Origin of the sequence: Pseudoalteromonas nigrifaciens (assembly GCF_002221505.1) — a bacterium.
GTDB lineage: Bacteria > Pseudomonadota > Gammaproteobacteria > Enterobacterales > Alteromonadaceae > Pseudoalteromonas > Pseudoalteromonas nigrifaciens.
Window position 1 is genome coordinate 2,485,469 of the sequence record NZ_CP011036.1, and the last position, 20,488, is coordinate 2,505,956.

The 20,488-nt window shown below is 40.1% G+C and carries 15 protein-coding genes and 5 tRNA genes; 4 read left to right on the top strand and 16 right to left on the bottom strand.

Translation table 11 applies throughout. From position 1 onward, the window contains the following. Positions 1-271: 271 nt before the first annotated feature. The 5 genes from PNIG_RS11880 to PNIG_RS11900 form a co-directional block, all read right to left on the bottom strand. A tRNA-Pro gene (locus tag PNIG_RS11880) sits at positions 272-348 on the bottom strand. A 64-nt stretch (positions 349-412) separates the two neighbouring features. Then, positions 413-489 (bottom strand) — tRNA-Pro (locus PNIG_RS11885). Between the two features lie 15 nt (positions 490-504). Continuing rightward, positions 505-580 (bottom strand) — tRNA-His (locus tag PNIG_RS11890). A 23-nt stretch (positions 581-603) separates the two neighbouring features. Beyond that, positions 604-680, bottom strand: a tRNA-Arg gene (locus tag PNIG_RS11895). Between the two features lie 116 nt (positions 681-796). After that, positions 797-873 (bottom strand) — tRNA-Pro (locus PNIG_RS11900). Positions 874-1,218: 345 nt separating this feature from the next. Between PNIG_RS11900 and folD the strand changes: the two genes are divergently transcribed. Further along, positions 1,219-2,073: a bifunctional methylenetetrahydrofolate dehydrogenase/methenyltetrahydrofolate cyclohydrolase FolD gene (folD, locus tag PNIG_RS11905; RefSeq protein WP_011328722.1), complete on the top strand. Its 855-nt coding sequence runs from the start codon at positions 1,219-1,221 to the stop codon at positions 2,071-2,073. An 88-nt stretch (positions 2,074-2,161) separates the two neighbouring features. Here folD and cysS read toward each other — a convergent pair whose 3' ends face one another. Next, complete coding sequence (gene cysS / locus PNIG_RS11910) at positions 2,162-3,541, bottom strand: cysteine--tRNA ligase (RefSeq protein ID WP_086993300.1); 1,380 nt, start codon at positions 3,539-3,541, stop codon at positions 2,162-2,164. Between the two features lie 155 nt (positions 3,542-3,696). Here cysS and PNIG_RS11915 point away from each other — a divergent pair, with 155 nt between their 5' ends. Then, positions 3,697-4,188, top strand: a complete 492-nt coding sequence (locus PNIG_RS11915) for a peptidylprolyl isomerase (RefSeq protein ID WP_011328724.1) — start codon at positions 3,697-3,699, stop codon at positions 4,186-4,188. A 112-nt stretch (positions 4,189-4,300) separates the two neighbouring features. After that, positions 4,301-5,041, top strand: coding sequence for a UDP-2,3-diacylglucosamine diphosphatase (locus tag PNIG_RS11920; protein WP_011328725.1), 741 nt, complete (start codon positions 4,301-4,303; stop codon positions 5,039-5,041). Between the two features lie 18 nt (positions 5,042-5,059). Here the strand turns inward: PNIG_RS11920 and miaE are convergent, their stop codons facing one another. Beyond that, positions 5,060-5,827 (bottom strand): tRNA isopentenyl-2-thiomethyl-A-37 hydroxylase MiaE, encoded by a 768-nt coding sequence (gene miaE, locus PNIG_RS11925; protein ID WP_011328726.1) that lies wholly within the window; start codon positions 5,825-5,827, stop codon positions 5,060-5,062. A gap of 223 nt (positions 5,828-6,050) precedes the next feature. Between miaE and PNIG_RS11930 the strand changes: the two genes are divergently transcribed. Continuing rightward, the gene (locus PNIG_RS11930) at positions 6,051-6,650 is read left to right on the top strand and encodes a Yip1 family protein (protein ID WP_011328727.1); all 600 of its coding nucleotides are present in this window, start codon (positions 6,051-6,053) and stop codon (positions 6,648-6,650) included. Between the two features lie 136 nt (positions 6,651-6,786). Here the strand turns inward: PNIG_RS11930 and ltrA are convergent, their stop codons facing one another. The 9 genes from ltrA to PNIG_RS11980 form a co-directional block, all read right to left on the bottom strand. Further along, positions 6,787-8,061, bottom strand: a complete 1,275-nt coding sequence (ltrA, locus tag PNIG_RS11935; protein ID WP_089368512.1) for a group II intron reverse transcriptase/maturase — start codon at positions 8,059-8,061, stop codon at positions 6,787-6,789. Positions 8,062-8,845: 784 nt separating this feature from the next. Continuing rightward, complete coding sequence (gene purF / locus PNIG_RS11945) at positions 8,846-10,372, bottom strand: amidophosphoribosyltransferase (protein WP_089368566.1); 1,527 nt, start codon at positions 10,370-10,372, stop codon at positions 8,846-8,848. Positions 10,373-10,390: 18 nt separating this feature from the next. Beyond that, a complete protein-coding gene (locus tag PNIG_RS11950) occupies positions 10,391-10,885 on the bottom strand; it encodes a CvpA family protein (RefSeq protein ID WP_089368567.1) in 495 nt (164 codons plus the stop codon). Between the two features lie 195 nt (positions 10,886-11,080). Further along, complete coding sequence (locus PNIG_RS11955) at positions 11,081-11,710, bottom strand: SPOR domain-containing protein (protein WP_089368568.1); 630 nt, start codon at positions 11,708-11,710, stop codon at positions 11,081-11,083. A gap of 11 nt (positions 11,711-11,721) precedes the next feature. Beyond that, the gene (folC, locus tag PNIG_RS11960; protein WP_086998467.1) at positions 11,722-12,987 is read right to left on the bottom strand and encodes a bifunctional tetrahydrofolate synthase/dihydrofolate synthase; all 1,266 of its coding nucleotides are present in this window, start codon (positions 12,985-12,987) and stop codon (positions 11,722-11,724) included. A gap of 25 nt (positions 12,988-13,012) precedes the next feature. Beyond that, a complete protein-coding gene (gene accD, locus PNIG_RS11965; RefSeq protein WP_011328732.1) occupies positions 13,013-13,888 on the bottom strand; it encodes an acetyl-CoA carboxylase, carboxyltransferase subunit beta in 876 nt (291 codons plus the stop codon). 154 nt (positions 13,889-14,042) lie between these two features. Beyond that, a complete protein-coding gene (gene truA / locus PNIG_RS11970) occupies positions 14,043-14,837 on the bottom strand; it encodes a tRNA pseudouridine(38-40) synthase TruA (RefSeq protein WP_011328733.1) in 795 nt (264 codons plus the stop codon). Positions 14,838-14,986: 149 nt separating this feature from the next. Beyond that, entirely contained in the window at positions 14,987-19,084 is a 4,098-nt protein-coding gene (locus PNIG_RS11975; protein ID WP_089368569.1) for a FimV/HubP family polar landmark protein, read from the bottom strand. Between the two features lie 348 nt (positions 19,085-19,432). Then, positions 19,433-20,449, bottom strand: coding sequence for an aspartate-semialdehyde dehydrogenase (locus tag PNIG_RS11980; protein WP_089368570.1), 1,017 nt, complete (start codon positions 20,447-20,449; stop codon positions 19,433-19,435). Positions 20,450-20,488 lie beyond the last annotated feature (39 nt).

The following is a 20,488-nucleotide window of genomic DNA, read 5'->3' on the forward strand; positions in this document are numbered from 1 at the left end:
ATATTGATGATAGTCGAGTGTAGGAAACAATTTTTTGAAGCACAATTGTGTTATTAGTAATCAAGCGAATAAAAAACAGGCTAATTTAGCAGCTAATCAAAAGTATAAAGTTATAGTTTATAAGTTCTAAAATAGTTTATTAGTGAGTTTTTATTATTTATTTTCGAATATTAACAATCTCTGCTTTAACAAAGTGCTCGATAATACTGATTTTGAAGTGAGTAGTGCGTGTAATATCAAAACCATTTTCATTTATTGTTAATAAAGAAAATGGTCGGCGATGCAGGATTTGAACCTGCGACCCCTTGGACCCAAACCAAGTGCGCTACCAAACTGCGCTAATCGCCGATATATTTTTTATACTTAACTTTTGAATACTTAAACTTTGTATTTAAGACCATTTATAAGAAAATGGTCGGCGATGCAGGATTTGAACCTGCGACCCCTTGGACCCAAACCAAGTGCGCTACCAAACTGCGCTAATCGCCGATACTCTTTGTAAATTGGGGTGACTGATGGGGCTCGAACCCACGACAACCGGAATCACAATCCGGGGCTCTACCAACTGAGCTACAATCACCACGGTATTTACTTGTTTTCAAATGGTGCACCCAGAAGGATTCGAACCTTCGACCCACGCCTTAGAAGGGCGTTGCTCTATCCAGCTGAGCTATGGGCGCATCGAAAACTTCATAGTTTACCAATAAGCTAATTACGTAAGTACAATGGCTTTGTGCAAATGTACTATTGCATTAATACCCAAATAATATCCACTTAGCTTAATTACTTAAGAAAGTGGTCGGCGATGCAGGATTTGAACCTGCGACCCCTTGGACCCAAACCAAGTGCGCTACCAAACTGCGCTAATCGCCGATGCTTATAATTGTTAGCGAGTGACCTCGTTGACAACGGGGTGCATAATAGTGATTTGGCTGGGTTAGGTCAAACGTTTTTTTAAGAAAATAATTCAATTGCTCACTTTTAGTTCATAATAGCCAGAATAACCTAATAGCCGGCTGAAATTTAGACTATTTTGTATAATCAAATACGCTATTAGCTAAAAGCAACTTGGCGCTTTAGTGCTTTTCTGCGAAAATAGTAAACATATTAAAAATGGATTTAATAAAGTAAGTATTTCTTTATTACATTACCCCTATTTTTTGTATATCCATTTTAAGTATCTGTATCAAGTTAATTAACCCTAATTAAAGGTCACCCATGACGGCAAACATCATTGATGGTAAAGCAATAGCAAAACAAGTACGTAGCGCAGTTGCACAACGCGTTTCAGAGCGAGTAGCACAAAACCTTCGTGCGCCCGGTCTTGCAGTAGTGCTTGTAGGACTCGACCCTGCGAGTCAGGTTTATGTTGGCTCAAAACGTAAAGCCTGTGAAGAAGTTGGTTTTATCTCTAAATCTTTTGATTTACCAGCAAATACCACTGAGCAAACACTATTAGAGTTAATTGATGAATTAAACAACGATCAAGAAATTGACGGTATTTTAGTACAACTCCCTTTACCTGAAGGTCTTGATGTAGAAAAGATTCTTGAACGTATTACTCCGCATAAAGATGTAGATGGTTTTCATCCTTACAATATAGGCCGACTAGCCCAACGTATGCCAGCCCTTCGTCCTTGTACACCAAAAGGTATTATTACCTTACTTGACTCAACGGGTGTGCGTTATAAAGGATTGCATGCTGTGGTTGTAGGTGCATCTAATATTGTAGGGCGTCCTATGGCACTAGAGCTATTGTTAGCTGGTTGCACTACCACTGTTTGTCATAAATTTACACAAGACTTAGAAACCCATGTTCGTCGGGCCGATTTATTAGTGGTTGCAGTTGGTAAACCTGAATTTATTCCTGGTGACTGGGTTAAAGAAGGTGCGATTGTTATTGATGTAGGTATTAACCGCTTAGATAGCGGTAAGTTAGTGGGTGATGTTGAATATAGTGTTGCTGAGCAAAAAGCTGACTTTATTACCCCTGTACCTGGTGGTGTAGGCCCTATGACAGTGGCAAGCTTGATTGAAAACACCCTCGAAGCGTGTGAAAAATATCATAGCTAAGCGCTAACAGAATCAAAAAAGGGTTGCCAAGTGGCAACCCTTTTTAATGCAACTAATAAAGTTAGTTATTATTTTTGAAATAAACCAATTACGCTTTACGCCAAGTGGTTTTACCGGCTGAATCTTCTAGTATTACGCCTAACGCACTAAGTGCATCGCGCGCTTCATCAGCAGCAGCCCAGTTTTTACTAGCACGCGCATCGTTACGCTTAACTATTAGCGCTTCAATTTGTGCTACTTCATCATCGTCTTGCCCACCTTGTAAAAAGGCTTCTGGGTCCTGCTGAGCAACACCTAGCACTTCGCTTATGCTACCTAGTATAAATGCTAACTGCCCTGCTTGCTGGCTATCAATATCTTTTACGCGGTTTAGCTCTTTAGCTAGCTCAAACAACACAGGTAATGCTTCTGGTGTATTAAAGTCATCATCCATCGCCTTTCTAAACTTAATAACATACTCGTTGTCATCAAGCTCACACGCTACCGGTTCAACCCCACGAAGTGCTGTATAAATACGTTCAAGTGATGAGCGAGCTTGATCTAAATTTTCTTGCGAATAATTTAGCTGGCTGCGGTAATGGCCCGAGATTAAAAAGTAACGTACCGATTCTGCATCGTACTGTTTTAACACTTCACGCACAGTAAAAAAGTTATCTAACGATTTAGACATTTTTTCTTTATTTACTTGCACCATACCCGTGTGGATCCAAGTATTTACATACTTGCCATTATTTGCACAGCACGATTGTGCAATTTCGTTTTCGTGATGCGGAAACTGTAAGTCAGAACCCCCACCATGAATATCAAAATGCTCACCCAAATGCTTTGAGCTCATAGCAGAACATTCAATATGCCAACCTGGACGCCCTTCGCCCCATGGCGATGACCATGATGGCTCACCCGCTTTGGCTTTTTTCCACAATACAAAATCAAGCGGATCGTCTTTATCCTGAGCAACCTCAACACGCGATCCTGATTGCAGCATGGTTAAATCTTGCTGCGATAATGCGCCGTACTGCTCAAAGGTAGAAACATCAAACAATACATCGCCATCGGCAGCAACATAAGCATGGCCTTTGGTAATTAAGCGCTCAACCATTTCAATAATTTCATCCATGTGCGCAGTTACTGTTGGTTCAACATCGGGGCGTAACATGTTTAAACTATCAAAATCTTCATGCATGGCTTTCGTCATGCGCACAGTTAAGTCGTTTATTGACTCGCCATTTTCGTTAGCGCGTTTAATTATTTTGTCATCAACATCGGTAATATTACGCACATATTTTAAATCATAACCAATATGGCGAAGGTAGCGAACAATCACATCGAAGCCAACAAAGGTACGCGCATGCCCAATATGACAGTAATCATAAATGGTGATACCACACACATACATGTCGATTTTGCCTTCGACCATTGGTTTAAATTGCTCTTTTTGTCGCGTTAGTGTGTTGTATATATTAACCATTTACTTTGAGTCCTTGACTATTAACTTGAACAGCTATGTTACCACTTGAAAAGCCCCTGCTCTAGCGCTTTATAACAAAGCAAACATCTACTTTGTTAATCTTAGCTAACTGAGATAAAATAGCGCGACTATTTAAACCAGATACAGGAAACCTCATGGTTGTTCTACACACTAATTTTGGTGACATCACCATTAAAATGTTTGATCAAGAAGCTCCAAACACAGTTAAAAACTTTTTAGAGTATGCAAATGCTGGCTTTTTCAACGGCACTATCTTTCATCGTGTAATCGATGGTTTTATGGTTCAAGGCGGTGGTTTTATCCCTGGTATGGATCAAAAAGAAGTAAATGATCCAATTAAAAATGAAGCTAACAATGGCCTATCAAATAAAGTAGGTACTTTAGCAATGGCACGTACGCCTGATCCTCATTCAGCTACAGCGCAATTTTTCATTAACGTTAACGACAACGATTTTTTAAACCACAGCAGCGAAACGTCGCAAGGCTGGGGTTACTGTGTATTTGCTGAAGTTGTTGAAGGCATGGACATAGTTAATAAAATTAAAGGCGTAGCAACTGGTAGCAACGGCTTTCATCAAGACGTACCACTTGAAGATGTAATTATCGAAAGCGTTACTGTTAACTAATAGCGTTTACTCACATTATGTGAGTATATAAGCGGGTATTAATATAAATTAAGTTTAAATATTTACTTAATTTATATAAGCCCGCTTTTATTTTATCTAAAAAGACTCATCTATGACTCGCAAAACTTATTTTATTGCCGATTTACATCTAAGTGAAAACCGCCCTGATATTAGCGCGGCATTTTTTAGCTTTTTAAATACGCACATACTTAATCAAGATGTAGATGCACTGTACATTTTAGGTGATTTTTTTGAAGTATGGGTTGGCGACGATTACATTACAACGCTGAGCGCTAATGTAGCAAAGCATTTAAAAGCAGTCAGTGATGGCGGTACACCGGTTTATTTTATTCATGGTAATCGCGACTTTATTATGCGCGACAAGTATGCCGCAATGGCAGGCATGACCTTACTTGATGAGCAAACCGTAATAGATTTATACGGTACACCAACGGTTATTTTACATGGCGATGAAATGTGTACTCAAGATATAGAGTACCAAAAGTTTCGTCGTAAAAGCCGCGGGTGGTGGTGGCCAAAACTAATGTTGGCTATGCCACTATGGTATCGTAAAAAAATAGCCCGTAATGCACGTGAAAAAAGTAAACTTAGCCAAGCCAATAAACCCCTTGAAATACTCGATGTGATTGATGACGCCGTACTCGCTACTTTTGCTAAGCACCAGGTCACTAATATGATCCACGGTCATACTCATCGCCCTAATGTGCATACTTACACAGTAAACCAAGAAACTTTAACGCGTACGGTTTTAGGTGACTGGTACACCCAAGGCTCATATTTAGTGGTTACACCACAGGCTCAAAAGTTAATTAGCACTCCTTTTAAGGCGTAAAATGAGTGCTACAAAAGGTTAGTTTTTTAATGCAGGAATACCGCTATGAAATTTAAAGTCGGTATCGGGCGTTGCAATGAGCTCACGTTCTTTTTCTGCAAAAAACTGCACTCGCTCGGTAATATCAAAGTCGGCAATTTCTTGCGCCAGCGTTAAATAATCTTGATAATGTCGCGCTTCTGAGCGCAATAGCGATATATAAAAGTCACCTAAACGTTTATCTACATGCGGAGCAAGCTTAGCAAAACGCTCACACGATCGCGCCTCAATGTAAGCACCCACTATAAGCTTATCGACCAGAGCATCTGGCTCAAAGGTTTTTACATTGCGCAGCATACCTTTAGCATAACGACATGGGGTAATACTTCTATATTCAACACCGTACTCGTCCATAATTTCTAATACTTGATAAAAATGATGCAACTCTTCTTTTATTAGCATCACCATTTTATCGATTAACTCTTGCCCATACGGCGAGTTAGATTTAGGAATAATAGCCTTGGTAAGCTTATTTTTAGCCGCTAAGTCACGCCAATTGCCTTCACGTTTATAAATTAATGTTTCAAACGGTTTTAGCCACTCAAGCAGAGCGTCGCTACTTTCTTTATCCACCGCATACTTACGAATTAAAAACATCGCTGATTGCGCTGCTTTTAATTCACATATCAAATGGTCGATTAATATAATCGATAAATTTTCTTTTTTTATCGCTTCATCAACCCACTGCTGTGGGGTTTCGCATTTTAAAAAACTTAAAATTGGCGCTAATAATTGTTGCGTAGACACTTTTTGCATATCTCAGTATAACTTTAAACTTAATAACGATTTTACCATGAAACCTTTTTAAAAGATCACCACGGCCTACTTTTACATGGGTATCATTTACAACTTCAAAATGTTAATACAATGTTGCCTTGACTTTGTATTGCAAGTGAACCATAACTGTATAGTGACTGTATAAAAATAAAACAGTAAAAAACTAATAAGTTACTTTTATGGAGTAAACACTATGATACTAAACCACCTATGGGGGCTTTACGCTCACCCACTTGAAGAATGGCAAACAATTGATAACCGCCATGAAAGCCTAACTTATAGCCTCTCGCATATTGTGTTGATAGCGCTGTTTCCCTCGGTTATGGGGTACTATTCATCGGTATATTTAGGATGGAGCATAGGTACAGGAAACCCCGTATTTTTAACCCATGACAGTGCACTACTTATTGCAATTGCAATGTATGTGGCGCTAATTGCGGGTATATTTGCTTTGGCTTATTTAGCCCACTGGATGGGAGTAACCTTTGGTGCTCAGCCCACTTTCACTCAAGCTCTCGAACTAGCAGCTTATACTGCAACCCCGGTGTTTATGTCGGCACTAGCTGCTTTTTTACCGCACTTATGGTTTGTGGTGTGCGTAGGCATGGTTGCTTTGGCTTACTCGGTTTATTTACTTTATACCGGTGTGCCAATATTAATGCATATACCAGAAGAACGAGGCTTTATTTACGCAAGCTCTGTAGTAACTTGTGGCTTAATTTTACTGGTTATTATTTTAGCGGTTACCGCTATGCTATGGACTAATGGAATAGTGAGCCCCATGTTTACATAAGCACTGCACCGCGTTGGAGTAAAAGTATTTGTGCTTTTTTGCACATCGAGTAGGGTGAGGCTTTTGCCTCATCCCTCTCACAGAACCGTACGTACGGGCCTCGTATACGGCTCCTGTATTCTTCTATCCCTTCGGCTTATTTTCTAAACGCCGATTGAGCAAGCCATCCTGTACTTACTTTTTCCATTGAATATAAACCTTGCTCCTCAAACCATTGGTTTGGCATCGCTACATTCGATAATGGACTTAGAGAGTTTCGCCATGAGTTCATTTTGATGAACTTAAATGGCGGCTTTTTCCCTAATTGTTTTAGTCGCTTATGCAACCTCGCTGGGTTTTTCCACAACCTTAACTGAATTGCCCTTAATCGTCGTCTCACCCACCTTGCCAACAAATTTAGCACTCGTTTACAATTGGCTATACTGAAATAATTTACAAAGCCGCGCACCACTGGATTGAGTCTTTTTATTACTTCAATTAAGTTCATGCCACTATTTCGCTTTGTTAATCGTTTAACTCTTTGTTTAAAGCCTTTGAGTTTTGTGGCTTGGATACGCGTCCAATTACTGCCTATCTCCACTCCCAAAAATTTTACGCCTTCACTACTATGCGCTATGTGCGTTTTCTTTTCGTTGACTGTTAACTTTAAGCCTTTTTCGAGTATCTGAGTCGCTACTGTGAGTGCATTCTTGGCTGCTTTTTCTGTGCAGCATAAGATCAATATGTCGTCGGCGTACCTCACTATTCTGTGATTTCGCTTTTTCATTTCTTGATCAAATGCATCTAGGTAGATATTCGCCAACAGTGGACTGATAACACCACCTTGTGGACTTCCTAGCTCACTCGCTTCCCAATTATTGCCTATCATTACTCCGCTTTTTAAAAACTGTTTGAGCAGTTTTAAGATGCTACCGTCTGTCACTTTGCTTTTGACGCTGCTTATGATCAAGTCGTGATCGAGTAGGTCAAAACACTTCGACAGATCCATATCAACCACCCACTCACGGTGATATTTACGAATAAATACCGTGGCTTTGCTGATGGCGTCATGACAACTTCGTTTCGGCCTGTACCCATAACTTGATGGGTGAAAGTCGATGTCGAAGAGCGGTTGGAGAATGTTCAATAGTGTTTGTTGTACTATGCGGTCGCGAACTGTTGGAATTCCCAGCAGTCTCACACCACCATCATCTTTCGGTATTTCTATCCGTTTGACTGGCTGTGCGCGATACTGCTTGCTTTGCAGTTCACCTTGCAGTTGTTTCAAGTTTTCTTCTAAATTCAAGGCGAACGCGGCTATGGACTGCCTATCTATTCCGGCCGCTCCTTTCGCTGCTTTCACTTTTTTGAATCCCTTGTACAGGTTATTAATATCTAATAATTGCCCATACAAGCTGTAGTAAACTGTCATCAATTGCCTTTGCTTACGGTATGTCTGTCGTTTCACATTGATGTATAGTGGTGTTCTTCATGAGGACATTAGGTGTGCTAGCCGAATGGCAATCTGCCTAAGTGGTCGCTCATTACTCCCATGCTCGGCCTTCAGTTCTCAGCGTCCACATTCCTGCTTAGCCGTCATCTCTTGCCTATTTCCGTCGAAATACATGTGAGCCTATACGTCGATACTCCTGATTTTCATACACTTAAAGAATACTTCCCCCCTTCGCAATCAATTAAAACTTTTGATTAAAATTGACCCTATCAAACATTCTGTTGATAGTCGGCTTGGTTTTGTCCTCCACACCATTACTGGCTTTCATCGGCCTAGCCTTACTCACTACTACGGGTTCATCTGCCACCTCACACCGACGTTAAACCTTGGGTTTCCCCTTGAGTTTAGGCCACTTATTTACACTAAGTTTAGATGCCAGGCTTCCCCAGTTACTGCACTGGCTCCCTGTTAGAAATCCCACCCTCAAGCACAGTATTGGTCTGACTAAGTATAGGGCGTTGCGCTATTTTGCACGCTGACCCACCAATACTGCCGAAACAGGTTACGGTTAGTTGTGTACCTCTAACTTCTTATGGCTTCCTTCAGACCCCACCGTTGGCCAGTGACGCCCTTGCCATTCAGATTATCTTCCCCTTAGTCAGGGTAATAAGGCATCTTTCAGCCTATCGGGTTTGCCAGCTTCGCTGGGCAAACAAAAAAAAGGAGCTAATTAGCTCCTTTTTTATTTAAATATTTTTAACGATTAGTCTGATTCGTTTTCATCTTGATTATGAATCTCTAACCCTGCAGACATCGCATTTTCGCGAGTACTTTTTGCAGAGTCATTACGCATTTTATCAATACGATTTAAGTAATCTTGATCAATGTCGCCAGTTATATATTGGCCATCGAATACTGATGTTTCAAATTTAGTGATTTCAGGGTTTTCTTTGCCAACCGCTGCAATCAAATCTTTTAATGACTGAAAAATCAAACCGTCAGAACCAATACTTGCATTAATATCTTCCACTTCACGGCCATGAGCAATCAGCTCGGCTGCAGATGGCATATCAATACCGTACACATTAGGAAAACGTATTTCAGGAGCAGCTGATGCAAAATAAACGTTTTTAGCACCCGACTCTCTAGCCATTTCAACTATTTGCGCTGAGGTAGTACCACGCACAATTGAGTCATCAACCAGTAATACGTTTTTACCTTTAAACTCACGATCTATGGCATTTAACTTTTGACGCACTGATTTTTTACGTAACTCTTGGCCGGGCATAATAAATGTGCGACCAATGTAACGGTTTTTAACAAAACCTTGGCGGTAAGGTAAATCAAGAACACGGGCTATTTCGAGCGCAATATCACACGATGTTTCAGGAATAGGAATAACCACATCAATGTCTTTATCAGCCCACTCACGTGCTATTTTTTCACCCAATTTAGTTCCCATATTTACCCGTGCTGCATAAACAGACATACGGTCAATGGTTGAATCGGGGCGAGCAAAATAAACAAACTCAAAAATACATGGTGAATAAGATACTTTATCTGCACAGCTTAACGAGTGAAATTCACCGTTTTCGGTTACATAAATGGCTTCACCTGGTGCTACATCACGAATAAATTCAAAACCATCTTGTTTTAGTGCAACACTTTCTGAAGCAAACATGTATTCGGTGCCTTTTGCGCTTTCGCGTTTACCAAATACCAATGGACGAATACCATTAGGGTCACGAAACGCCACCACACCGTGGCCAATAATCATCGCGATAGCAGCATAGCCGCCATTCACTTTGTTATTTACTTCGGTAATAGCGGTAAAAATATCTTCTGCGCCAAGCTGTAGCTTGTTTGATTTACTTAACTCATGCGCAAGAATATTAAGCAATATTTCTGAGTCAGAGGTGGTGTTTACATGGCGTCGTGCTTCTGAAAACAATTGCTCTTTTAACTCTTCTGCATTCGTTAGGTTGCCATTATGTGCTAATGCAATACCAAAAGGAGAGTTTACATAAAATGGCTGCGCTTCTGATGAGCTTGACGAGCCTGCTGTTGGGTAACGAACATGGCCTATGCCAATTGTTCCCTGCAATCGTTTCATATGGCGAGTGTGAAATACATCTCTCACTAAACCATTTGCTTTGCGTAAGCTAAACGTATTGTTGTCAATGGTAATAATACCCGCGGCGTCTTGGCCGCGATGCTGCAAAACAGTTAAGCCATCATAAATCGCCTGATTAACTGGCGATGTTCCGACTATTCCAACGATACCACACATGTAATTTATCCTCGCCGATTAACGGTTTACTGAATTTAAAAAGCTTGAGTTGTTTTCAATGTATGAAAAAAACCATTCAACAACAAAGCCAAATTCCGGAATCAAAATAGAGTTGCCCCACCAATGCGTATTAGGCGCACCTGTAAAAGCATCAAGAAAGAAGAGTAACGCGCTCACGACCAACACGCCTCGAAGAGCACCAAACACTATGCCAAAAACACGGTCGGTGCCTGATAAACCAGTACGCTGTACTAATTCACCTAAAATGTAGTTTAGTAAACCGCCCAACAATAGCGTCACAAAGAATAATATGGCTATGGCCGCTGCATTTCTTAAAAGGGGTTCAGAAATGGTAGTTAGGAAGGAAGCTAAATATTGATAGAACAAGCTAGAGATGATAAAAGCGCCAGCCCATACAGCTAATGACATAGCTTCTTTAACAAAGCCGCGTATTAAACCGATGACGGTAGATAGTGCAATAATGCCAAGAATGGCGTAATCAACCCAGATCATAAGAACCAATTAGTCGCTAATTTGGGGCGCATTCTATACCTAAACATCGTTAATATGCAAGTTTAAGCGGGAGATAACTGGTTGCCCAAAACAGTAAATTTTAACCTTAATTAAAATAGTTTTGACCAACATATGAGAAGTGTAATACGACTAATAAAAACACCTAACCTTGCACACAAGGCTAGGTGCAATACGTTACTTGGTTACTTCAAATTGCGTTATTTTACCATTGAGCTTAGTTAGCTCTTTAAGTGCTGGTAATTGCTTTTGTAACTCATTTTTATTAAGCGATGGGCCAACAAATACTTTAGTTAATGTACCGTTTGGCGTTTTTACTGGCTTAGTAAAGGTTTTGAACCCTTTAGCTTGCAGCTTTGCTTGCAGCGCTTTTACGTTTGCGGCATGAGAAAAACTACCTAATTGAATGACATAAGCCATGCTGGTTAGGTTCTCATTGTTTTGGCGTGGCTTGATTGATTGTACCGGCGCAGCTGCTTGTGGTTGAGCTTTAGGCGCTATTAGCGCCTCTACCACTTTAGCTTCTGATGTATAGTCACTTTGAGCAATATTAGCTTGTTGTTCAAAAGCGATATCATCTGCTTGAATGTCTTCTATCTCATCTTGTTGCAACGAGTCTGCCCCGGCTACGTTTTCATCAATTTCTTGCTGCAGATCGATTGTTTTGAACTCAGAGCGTTCTGGAATCGCTTTAAAGCCTTCTTTATAGTGCACTTTTTCACCATCAAGTATGTTAGGTATAAACACAATTGCTGCTATTACCACGATACTTGTTCCGACTAAGCGATTTATAAAACTTGAGTTCACCGATATTCTCTCTATTTTTTAAAGTAATCAATAGCGCCAGCAACGGTAAAAAATGAACCAAAAACAATCAAAACTGTGTCGTTTTGTTGTGTTGGCAAAATTACATCGAGTGCTGCTGCTACGCTATTATAACTATGCTTAATATCATTATGCGGTATGCTTTGTAGCGCATTTTGTAAGTTGCTAGCGCTATCACCACGAGGGCCATTTAAACTCGCTAACGACCATTGATCAACTAAATGGCTTACTTCTTTAAGCACACCTGCTTTATCTTTATCAGCAAGCATAGCGACTAATGCATGAATTTTAAAGCCTTTATCTTTGTAGCTTAGTAATTTACTTGCTAAATATCGAGCCGATTCAGGATTATGCGCTACATCGGTATATACCAAGGGTTGGTCGCTTAACTGCTCAAAACGCCCTTCCACAACCAGGTTTGCTAAACAGGCTTTGATCACCGACTCACTCGGGAGTAAATTTAACACACTTAGCGTGGTTAACGCTGTTGCTGCATTTTGACTAGGAATTGCTGGTTTAGCTAATTCAAGGTTGTACTGTTGGTATTGCCAGCTAAAGGTATCTGCGTGTTCTTTAAATATAAAGTCACTCCCTGATAAAACCATCTTGGCATTTATTTCATCGCCATAATCAGTCATGGTATGGGGAATATTTAAATCGCCAATAATAGCCGGCGTATTTTCACGAAAAATACCCGCTTTGTCATAAGCAACGAGTTCGCGCGTATCACCTAAGTATTCTTTGTGATCTAAATCGATAGTGGTAATAACACTCGCAAAAGGCGTAACAATATTAGTGGCGTCATAACGCCCGCCTAAACCTACCTCTAAGAGTACGTAGTCAACCTCACAGCGCTTAAAAATTGCCAGCGCAGCCAAGGTGCCATATTCAAAATAAGTGAGTGCGGTATCTTTGCGCCCTTGTTCTAGTAAATGAAAGGCATCAACATGATACTGATCGCTAAGCTCTTGCCCATTTACCCGTACACGTTCGTTATAGTGCGTTAAATGTGGTGAAGCATACGTACCTACGCTAAGGCCTTGCGCTAAAAGTAACGACTCTAGGCAGCGTGCTGTGGTGCCTTTACCATTGGTACCGGCAATCAAAATAATTTTACTTGAGGTGTTTAATAGCCCAATGTTATTAGCAACACTGGCAACGCGTTCTAGCCCCATTGCAATATTTGCAGGGTGAACACTTTCTAAATAAAAAAGCCAATCATCAAGGCTTGATGATTGGCTAGGAATTGTTTTTGTCATAGCGTTAGATCAATAAAGCTTAAATTTACGCTACTCTATGCTCTTGCTCAGTAGAAGGCAAGTTCATAAACTTAGCCAAAATGCGTGCCAATGTATCGCGCATTTCACGACGGTCAATAATCATGTCTATTGCACCGTGTTCAAGCAAGAATTCACTACGCTGAAAACCTTCAGGGAGTGTTTCACGCACTGTCTGCTCAATAACACGCGGCCCTGCAAAACCAATTAATGCTTTTGGCTCGCCTACGTTAATGTCGCCCAACATAGCAAGCGATGCAGAAACACCGCCCATTGTTGGATCAGTCATAACTGAAATAAATGGTAAGCCTTTTTCTGTCATTTTAGCAAGCGCGGCACTGGTTTTAGCCATTTGCATTAATGAAATAAGTGCTTCTTGCATACGTGCGCCGCCAGAAGCCGAAAAACAAATAAGTGGCATATTATGCTCTAAGCATTGATCAACAGCGTCAACAAAACGTGCACCTACTACCGATGCCATTGAACCGCCCATAAATGAGAATTCAAATGCTACAGCAGCTACAGGAATACCTTTTAAATGTCCCTTCATTGCCACAAGCGCGTCTTTTTCACCACTTGATTTTTGCGCCGCTGTAATACGGTCAGAGTATTTTTTTGAGTCTCTAAATTTAAGCACATCTTTAGGTTCGTGCTGTGTACCAAGTTCTACACGGTCACCTTCATCTAAAAAATACTCAAGGCGCTTACGCCCACTAATACGCATATGATGATCGCACTTAGGACATACATTCAATGCTTTTTCTAATTCGGCTTTATACAAAATAGAATCACACGATGTACACTTAGCCCAAACACCTTCTGGAATTTCTTTACGACCTGATGCTTTTGTCGTTTTAGGTAAGATTTTTTCTAGCCAACTCATTTGCAACTCTCTTAATGCTGTTCTGTGTCGCGAGCTTGCATGCTTATCATGCAAACAAATTTTCTCAATTAAAACATGAATTACACTAACACGGTATCAAAAACTGGTCTTAGTAGTTGCCAGCGCTTAGATTAAACAGTTAAAAACCACCTAATTAAATACTAATATCTGGTAAAAACAAAGGTCCTAATGGCGTTTTAGGTATGTTAAATTGTTCAGGATAATCAACATCTACCAGGTATAAACCGGCAGCTTTAGCGGTTGCACTTGCCTTTGCTCGCTCTTTTAAATCTAGCAATTCTTTTAGCCAAACAGGTTGTTGTTTATGTAAGCCTATATCCATTAAACAACCCGTTATATTACGTACCATATGATGTAAAAAAGCATTGGCTTTAATATCTATAATAACGTAACTGCCTTGGCGCTGTACCGATAAATGCTGAATTGTTCTAATAGCAGTATTTGCTTGGCAGTGAATAGCGCGGAACGACGTAAAGTCGTATTTACCTATTAAATACTGACACGCTTCTTGCATTTTAGTTTCATCAAGCGTGTGATGAAAGTGCGTAACACCTTCGTTTAATACCGCACCACGAAGTGGGTTATTATAAATAACATAACGATAACGGCGTGCTGTAGCACTAAAACGAGCATGAAAATCATCAGCCACTGGCTGAGCAAAACGAATAGCAATATCTTTTGGCAACAATGTATTCATGCCTAAAGTAAATGCCACCATATCGCGTGGTGCATCTGTATCAAAGTGCACAACTTGCCCGGTACCATGCACACCGGCATCGGTACGCCCTGCGCATACAATTGCAACCGGATGATTACAAATACGCGATAACGCTGTTTCTACTTCTTGTTGTACGCTGTTTACGTGTGATTGTCGTTGCCAACCACTATAGCGTGCGCCGTTGTATTCAACTCCAAGTGCTACTCGCATAATTACTGCTTTACCTACTGTGCTAATGAACGGGGCATTTTATGCTATCTAGCGATGCAATAAAAGCAGCTGCGCTATAATCAAACCTATCCCGATTAAAAAAGCCCGTAATTAGTAAAATTACGGGCTTTAAATTTATGCTCTTTATTTTATTTAAGTTTAGCTTTTAAGCTAAGCGCTTCTTGTTGAACTTCTTCAGGGCCTTTATTAATAACGTCTTCGATAACCTTAAGCGCTGAGTCAAAATCATCTATTTCAATATAAGCGCGGGCTAAGTCTAATTTAGCAGAATAACCGCCACTTTCAGCATCAACATCTGTTGGGTTATCGCCGGCCAGTAATGAGTCAAAATCACCTAGCCCTACGTCCATATTCACATCATCGTAAGGTTCGTGCTCTGTATCTGCGTCGTCACTTTGCTCTAATAACGCATCAATATCTACAAACTCATCTTTGCTAGTTTGCTCAATAGTATTGCTGTTAACAGTTGGCTGTGGCACTAAAGCTGATTCATCAGTATCTATTTCATCACTGAGTAAGTTATTAAAATCAACGTCAAACTCACTACTGTCTGCAATATCCAGCTCATCGGCATCGGCTAATTCATTTAGTAATGCATCAAAGTCGGTCTGAGTTAAATCGGCCATAAACTCGTCATCAAGCTCATCATCCGATGCAACTTCACCGTTATGCGGTAACTCTGTTGGCATTAATGCCGCTTCACGGTCTACATTTGTTTGCTCATCAATTAACTTCTCATCTAACTCTTCATTTAATTGCTCAATTTGAATATCGTCTACTTCGTTAAGCAAATCATCACTAACGTCATCATTTAATTGCTGCTCAGACGAATTACTTGCATCAACCTCTGGTGGTGAGGTTATTGGTAATAATTCATCTTCATTTTGTTGTTCACTATCGAGCTCTGAAAAATCGTTTTCAATTAATAGTTCATCGTCAAAGTCATCATCTAAACTATCTAAATTACCACCTGCTAGTAGCGAGTTTGCAAGATCTTGTTCAGCTTGACTCGAGGCTATGTCTTTAGCATCACCATCCAAGTTATCGCCTTGCAGCTCTTGCGGGGTAAACGCTTGTTGTTCATCTGCCGCTAGTATTGCATCGTCATTCAGATCTAGCTCAGGGTATTCGTCTACATCAAGATCTTCATTTGGCGCTGTTACATCAGCCGCTGCTACATCAGGCACTGACTCATCTGCTAATAATTCAGATTCATCGTTTTCAATACCCAGAGGGTCGTCACCTAATTCAGCTTCTGTTACATCATTTAAATCATCAACCGACCACTGAGGGGTTTCTACATACTCTTCATCATCGGATGCTTGTTGTAGCTCATTTAAAAGCTCATCAACACTTTTTAAATTCTCGTCATTATATTCTTCAAGCGCATCTTCAGGATCGAGTAACGTCTGCGACGTATCTGAATAATCCTCTATCATTGAGTCGCCAAAATCGTCTTGATCTTCTACTGTAAGCTCTGGTTCTGACTCAAGTGCTGACCCGGTATTTTCACTTAATGAAGAGGCAACAGATTCAGCGTCTTCACTATTTAACTCTTGCTGAGCTTTTTCTAAATCCTCTACTGATTCAGCAAGTGCTGTATCTATTTGTGTATCATGCTCATCAAGGTCGTCGTCTAAGTTATCAATTAAGCTATCAATATCATCTAAGTCAAAGTCGTCGGTTTCTTCTACTAACTCAGCTGTATTGTTTTGCTCTTCAAGCGGTGTTTCAGGCTGCTCTTCATCGCCCTGAACGCTTGCTTCATCTATTAAGCTGTCGATGTCGTCAATGTTATCTAAGTCAACGTCATCGGTTTCTTCTACTAACTCAGCTGTATTATTTTGCTCTTCAAGCGCTGTTTCAGGCTGCTCTTCATCGCTTTGTTCGTTTGCTTCATCAATTAAGCTGTCGATGTCATCAATGTTATCTAAGTCAACGTCATCGGTTTCTTCTACTAACTCAGCTATATTATTTTGCTCTTCAAGCGGTGTTTCAGGCTGCTCTTCATCGCCATGCTCGCTTGCTTCATCAATTAAGTTGTCGATGTCGTCAATGTTATCTAAGTCAACGTCATCGGTTTCTTCTACTAACTCAGCTGTATTATTTTGCTCTTCAAGCGCTGTTTCAGGCTGCTCTTCATCGGTTTGTTCACTAACCTCGTCGATTGAGTTATCGATGTCGCCAATATCAACATCATCATTTTTTTCTACGAGTTCTGTAACGCTGCTTTGCTCTTCAGGCAGATCATCGCCCTGCTCACTTACTTCATCGATTAAGCTATCGATATCGTCAATATCAACATCATCATTTTTTTCTACGCGTTCTGTAGCACTGCTTTGTTCTTCAGGCAGATCATCGCCCTGAACGTTTGCTTCATCGATTAAGCTGTCGATATCGTCAATATCAAAGTCGTCGTTTTCTTCAACTAGCTCTGTAACGCTGCTTTGCTCTTCAAGCAGATCATCGCCCTGTTCACTTACTTCATCGATTAAGCTGTCGATATCATCTAAGTCAAAATCATCGTTTTCTTCAACTAGCTCTGTAGCGCTGCTTTGCTCTTCAGGCAGATCATCGCTCTGCTCGCTTACTTCATCGATTAAGCTATCGATGTCGTCAATATCAACATCATCGTTTTCTTCAACTAGCTCTGTAGCGCTGCTTTGTTCTTCAAGCAAATCATCGCCCTGAACGTTTGCTTCGTCGATTAAGCTGTCGATATCGTCTAAATCAAAGTCGTCGTTTTCCTCTACCAACTCTTCTGCATTGTTTGGTGTTGATGATTGCTCTGACTCTAATAAATCATCAATATCAAAATCGTCATCTTCACTTGCTAACTCTTCGCTAAAGGCAGATATTTCATCGTGGGAATCCCCACTTCCTGGTGCTACTTTGTCGCTATCACTCGATTCAATTTCTGGTAAACTATCGTCTTCATCAAATAAGCTATCTAAATCATCGGCACTTAAAATATCATCACTGCTTTGTGATGTGTTTAAGTCTAAATCAATAGTGTCCTCTAAGCTTTCATCTACAGGCTCATCAAAGCCTTGCTGCATAAAAATATCGAGCTCATCATCGTCTTGGCCATTTTCATCATCAAAAATAATGTCATCACTCAGTAAGCCTTCTAACTCATCTTGATCTAATAAATTGCTATCATCTAATGAGTCGTCAAACGCTACATCGTCATCTAACAGCGCGTCATCCGAAATTCCGTCATCTAATTGAACACTTAAATCATCCAATGGATCAGGAATAATAGGATCCTCGTGGCTAGCAGCACTTACAACATCATCGCTGTCATCACTGCTGTAAACGGGAGTTTGCGGTAAAAACTCATCATCATCTTGGTTATTTTGTTCGGTGTTATTTGCGCGTTTACGTAACAACATTACAACGGCAAAAATAATTAATAATGCAGGTATAGTCATTAACAAAATTAAAACCAGCGGATTAGATAGCAAGGCCCCTAAGTCAAATTCAGCATCTTGTTTGACGTCTTCGATTTTTTGTTGCGCTATTATTTCATTTTGTTTAACTATTAAGTCTTTAAGTTGCAGCTGTATTTCGCTGTCTTGGCCTAGTTGCTCGCGTAAGTTTTTTAGCTCTTGTGAAATACCTGTGAGTTGTTTTTTAAGCTTGTTATTCTCTACTAATATTTCTTCGACATTGTTTACCGAACTTTTAAATTGCTGTTGCAGCTCAACCAATCTATTACTTTGATCCGTTTTTATGTCATTGAGTTCTTTTTGTAATTCTTTTTTAGCTTCGTCTACGTCAACTTTACGCGCTTGCGTTACTTTGGTTTGAGCTGTATTAATTTCGCTTTGCGTTAGCGTGCCGTTTTTCTTTTTTTCCCATAACTTGTCGTCTTGTTCAGAGCGCTGTCTTGCTAGCTCAGAGCTAACACTTTTTATTTCAGCTAAGGTGGGTATGTTTAAGTAGGCACCACTTTGCATGTGGTTAAGGTTTTGTTCTAAAAATGAATTTGGATTTTTGTTATACAAGGCCTGCATAACTTGATAAATGCTTACAGAGTTATCAGGACGAACTTTAACAGCAATACGCCAGAGTGTATCGGTCGGTTTTATTGGCCCTATTGTTCGTCCTTGCGCACCATAGTCAACGCCTTTAGGCCCCTTTAGTTGGGTACTGTCTTGAGAGTAAACAGAAGTGACTATCAATGCAGACGCCAATATAATAAGTGAAGCTAAACCGCGCATGCTGATCCTTTAATGTTTAAATGTTAACGTAGCGCCACAAAATAGGCGCATAAACATTGATTATTCTTGCCGTTATCAACCAAATGGCTGACTCACATTTTTTATTACAATCTATTTTTATTGCAAGCTCTATTCCAGTTACAAACTATAAACCAGTTAGCCACTAATATCCATCGCAACACTTTGAAAATAAATACCTTAAATTTATAATTAAAAGTATTTAAATCTGTTATATCAACATCTTTATACGCTTTTAAATTATATGCGGCAATTAATTGACAGCCATATAAACAAAAAGCGGCAAACAAATAATGTTTACCGCTTTTTTTGCTTTAAAGCTATAAGTAATTACATGTAGTTAGCAATAAGCTCTTCTGCAATTTGTATGCTATTTGTTGCTGCACCTTTGCGGGTATTATCGCTTACAACCCACATATTTAAACCATGTGGATGTGAAATATCGGCGCGTAAACGACCAATATAAACTGTGTCATTACCGCTGGCATCAGATACCGCTGTTGGGTAATCGCCCGCATCATCAATAAGCTCAACACCTGGCGCGTCGTTTAATAACTGTTTTACGTGTTCAAGGTCATATGGCATACGTGTTTCTATATTGATTGACTCTGAATGACCAAAAAATACAGGTACTCTTACACACGTTGGGTTTACTGCAATGGTAGTATCGCCTAATATTTTATGCGTTTCGTTAACCATTTTCATTTCTTCACGGGTGTAGCCGTTATCTTCAAATACATCTATTTGTGGGATCACGTTAAACGCAATTTGCTTCGGAAATACATCGCTGTCAACTGGGCGGGCATTCATTAAGTTAGCGGTTTGCTTTGCTAACTCATCAACCGCTTTTTTACCTGCGCCCGACACTGCTTGATATGTTGATACATTAATACGGTCAATTCCGTAAGCATCGTATATTGGTTTTAGTGCCAACATCATCTGAATAGTTGAACAGTTAGGATTGGCAATTATGTTACGATTTCTAAAGTCAGCTAAGCTTGCTGCGTTAACTTCAGGTACGATTAGAGGGACTTCAAAATCATTTCTAAAAAATGATGTATTGTCGATTACTACACAACCAGCATCTGCAGCAATTGGCGCGTACTGCTCTGATACACTGCCACCAGCAGAGAAGAAACCTATGTGCGCTTGGCTAAAGTCAAAGCCTTCAACATCAAGTACTTCTATGGTCTCACCACAATACTTAATGTCTTCGCCTGCACTGCGGCTGCTAGCAAGTAAAAAAAGTTGATCCACTGGAAATTTGCGATCTGCTAATGTTTCAATGATTTGACGACCAACTAAACCTGTAGCACCAAGTACCACAACGTTATATTTTTGCGACATATTTATTCCTCTTTAAGCGATATTAAAACAACATCGCTA

What these genes read in the sequence shown, in the direction of transcription:
- folC (WP_086998467.1), bottom strand. Translation starts at nt 12,987, where the DNA reads ATGACAAAAACAATTCCTAGCCAATCATCAAGCCTTGATGATTGGCTT.
- PNIG_RS11915 (WP_011328724.1), top strand. Translation starts at nt 3,697, where the DNA reads ATGGTTGTTCTACACACTAATTTTGGTGACATCACCATTAAAATGTTT.
- ltrA (WP_089368512.1), bottom strand. Translation starts at nt 8,061, where the DNA reads ATGACAGTTTACTACAGCTTGTATGGGCAATTATTAGATATTAATAAC.
- PNIG_RS11980 (WP_089368570.1), bottom strand. Translation starts at nt 20,449, where the DNA reads ATGTCGCAAAAATATAACGTTGTGGTACTTGGTGCTACAGGTTTAGTT.
- accD (WP_011328732.1), bottom strand. Translation starts at nt 13,888, where the DNA reads ATGAGTTGGCTAGAAAAAATCTTACCTAAAACGACAAAAGCATCAGGT.
- cysS (WP_086993300.1), bottom strand. Translation starts at nt 3,541, where the DNA reads ATGGTTAATATATACAACACACTAACGCGACAAAAAGAGCAATTTAAA.
- folD (WP_011328722.1), top strand. Translation starts at nt 1,219, where the DNA reads ATGACGGCAAACATCATTGATGGTAAAGCAATAGCAAAACAAGTACGT.
- truA (WP_011328733.1), bottom strand. Translation starts at nt 14,837, where the DNA reads ATGCGAGTAGCACTTGGAGTTGAATACAACGGCGCACGCTATAGTGGT.
- PNIG_RS11920 (WP_011328725.1), top strand. Translation starts at nt 4,301, where the DNA reads ATGACTCGCAAAACTTATTTTATTGCCGATTTACATCTAAGTGAAAAC.
- PNIG_RS11975 (WP_089368569.1), bottom strand. Translation starts at nt 19,084, where the DNA reads ATGCGCGGTTTAGCTTCACTTATTATATTGGCGTCTGCATTGATAGTC.
- PNIG_RS11950 (WP_089368567.1), bottom strand. Translation starts at nt 10,885, where the DNA reads ATGATCTGGGTTGATTACGCCATTCTTGGCATTATTGCACTATCTACC.
- PNIG_RS11930 (WP_011328727.1), top strand. Translation starts at nt 6,051, where the DNA reads ATGATACTAAACCACCTATGGGGGCTTTACGCTCACCCACTTGAAGAA.
- purF (WP_089368566.1), bottom strand. Translation starts at nt 10,372, where the DNA reads ATGTGTGGTATCGTTGGAATAGTCGGAACATCGCCAGTTAATCAGGCG.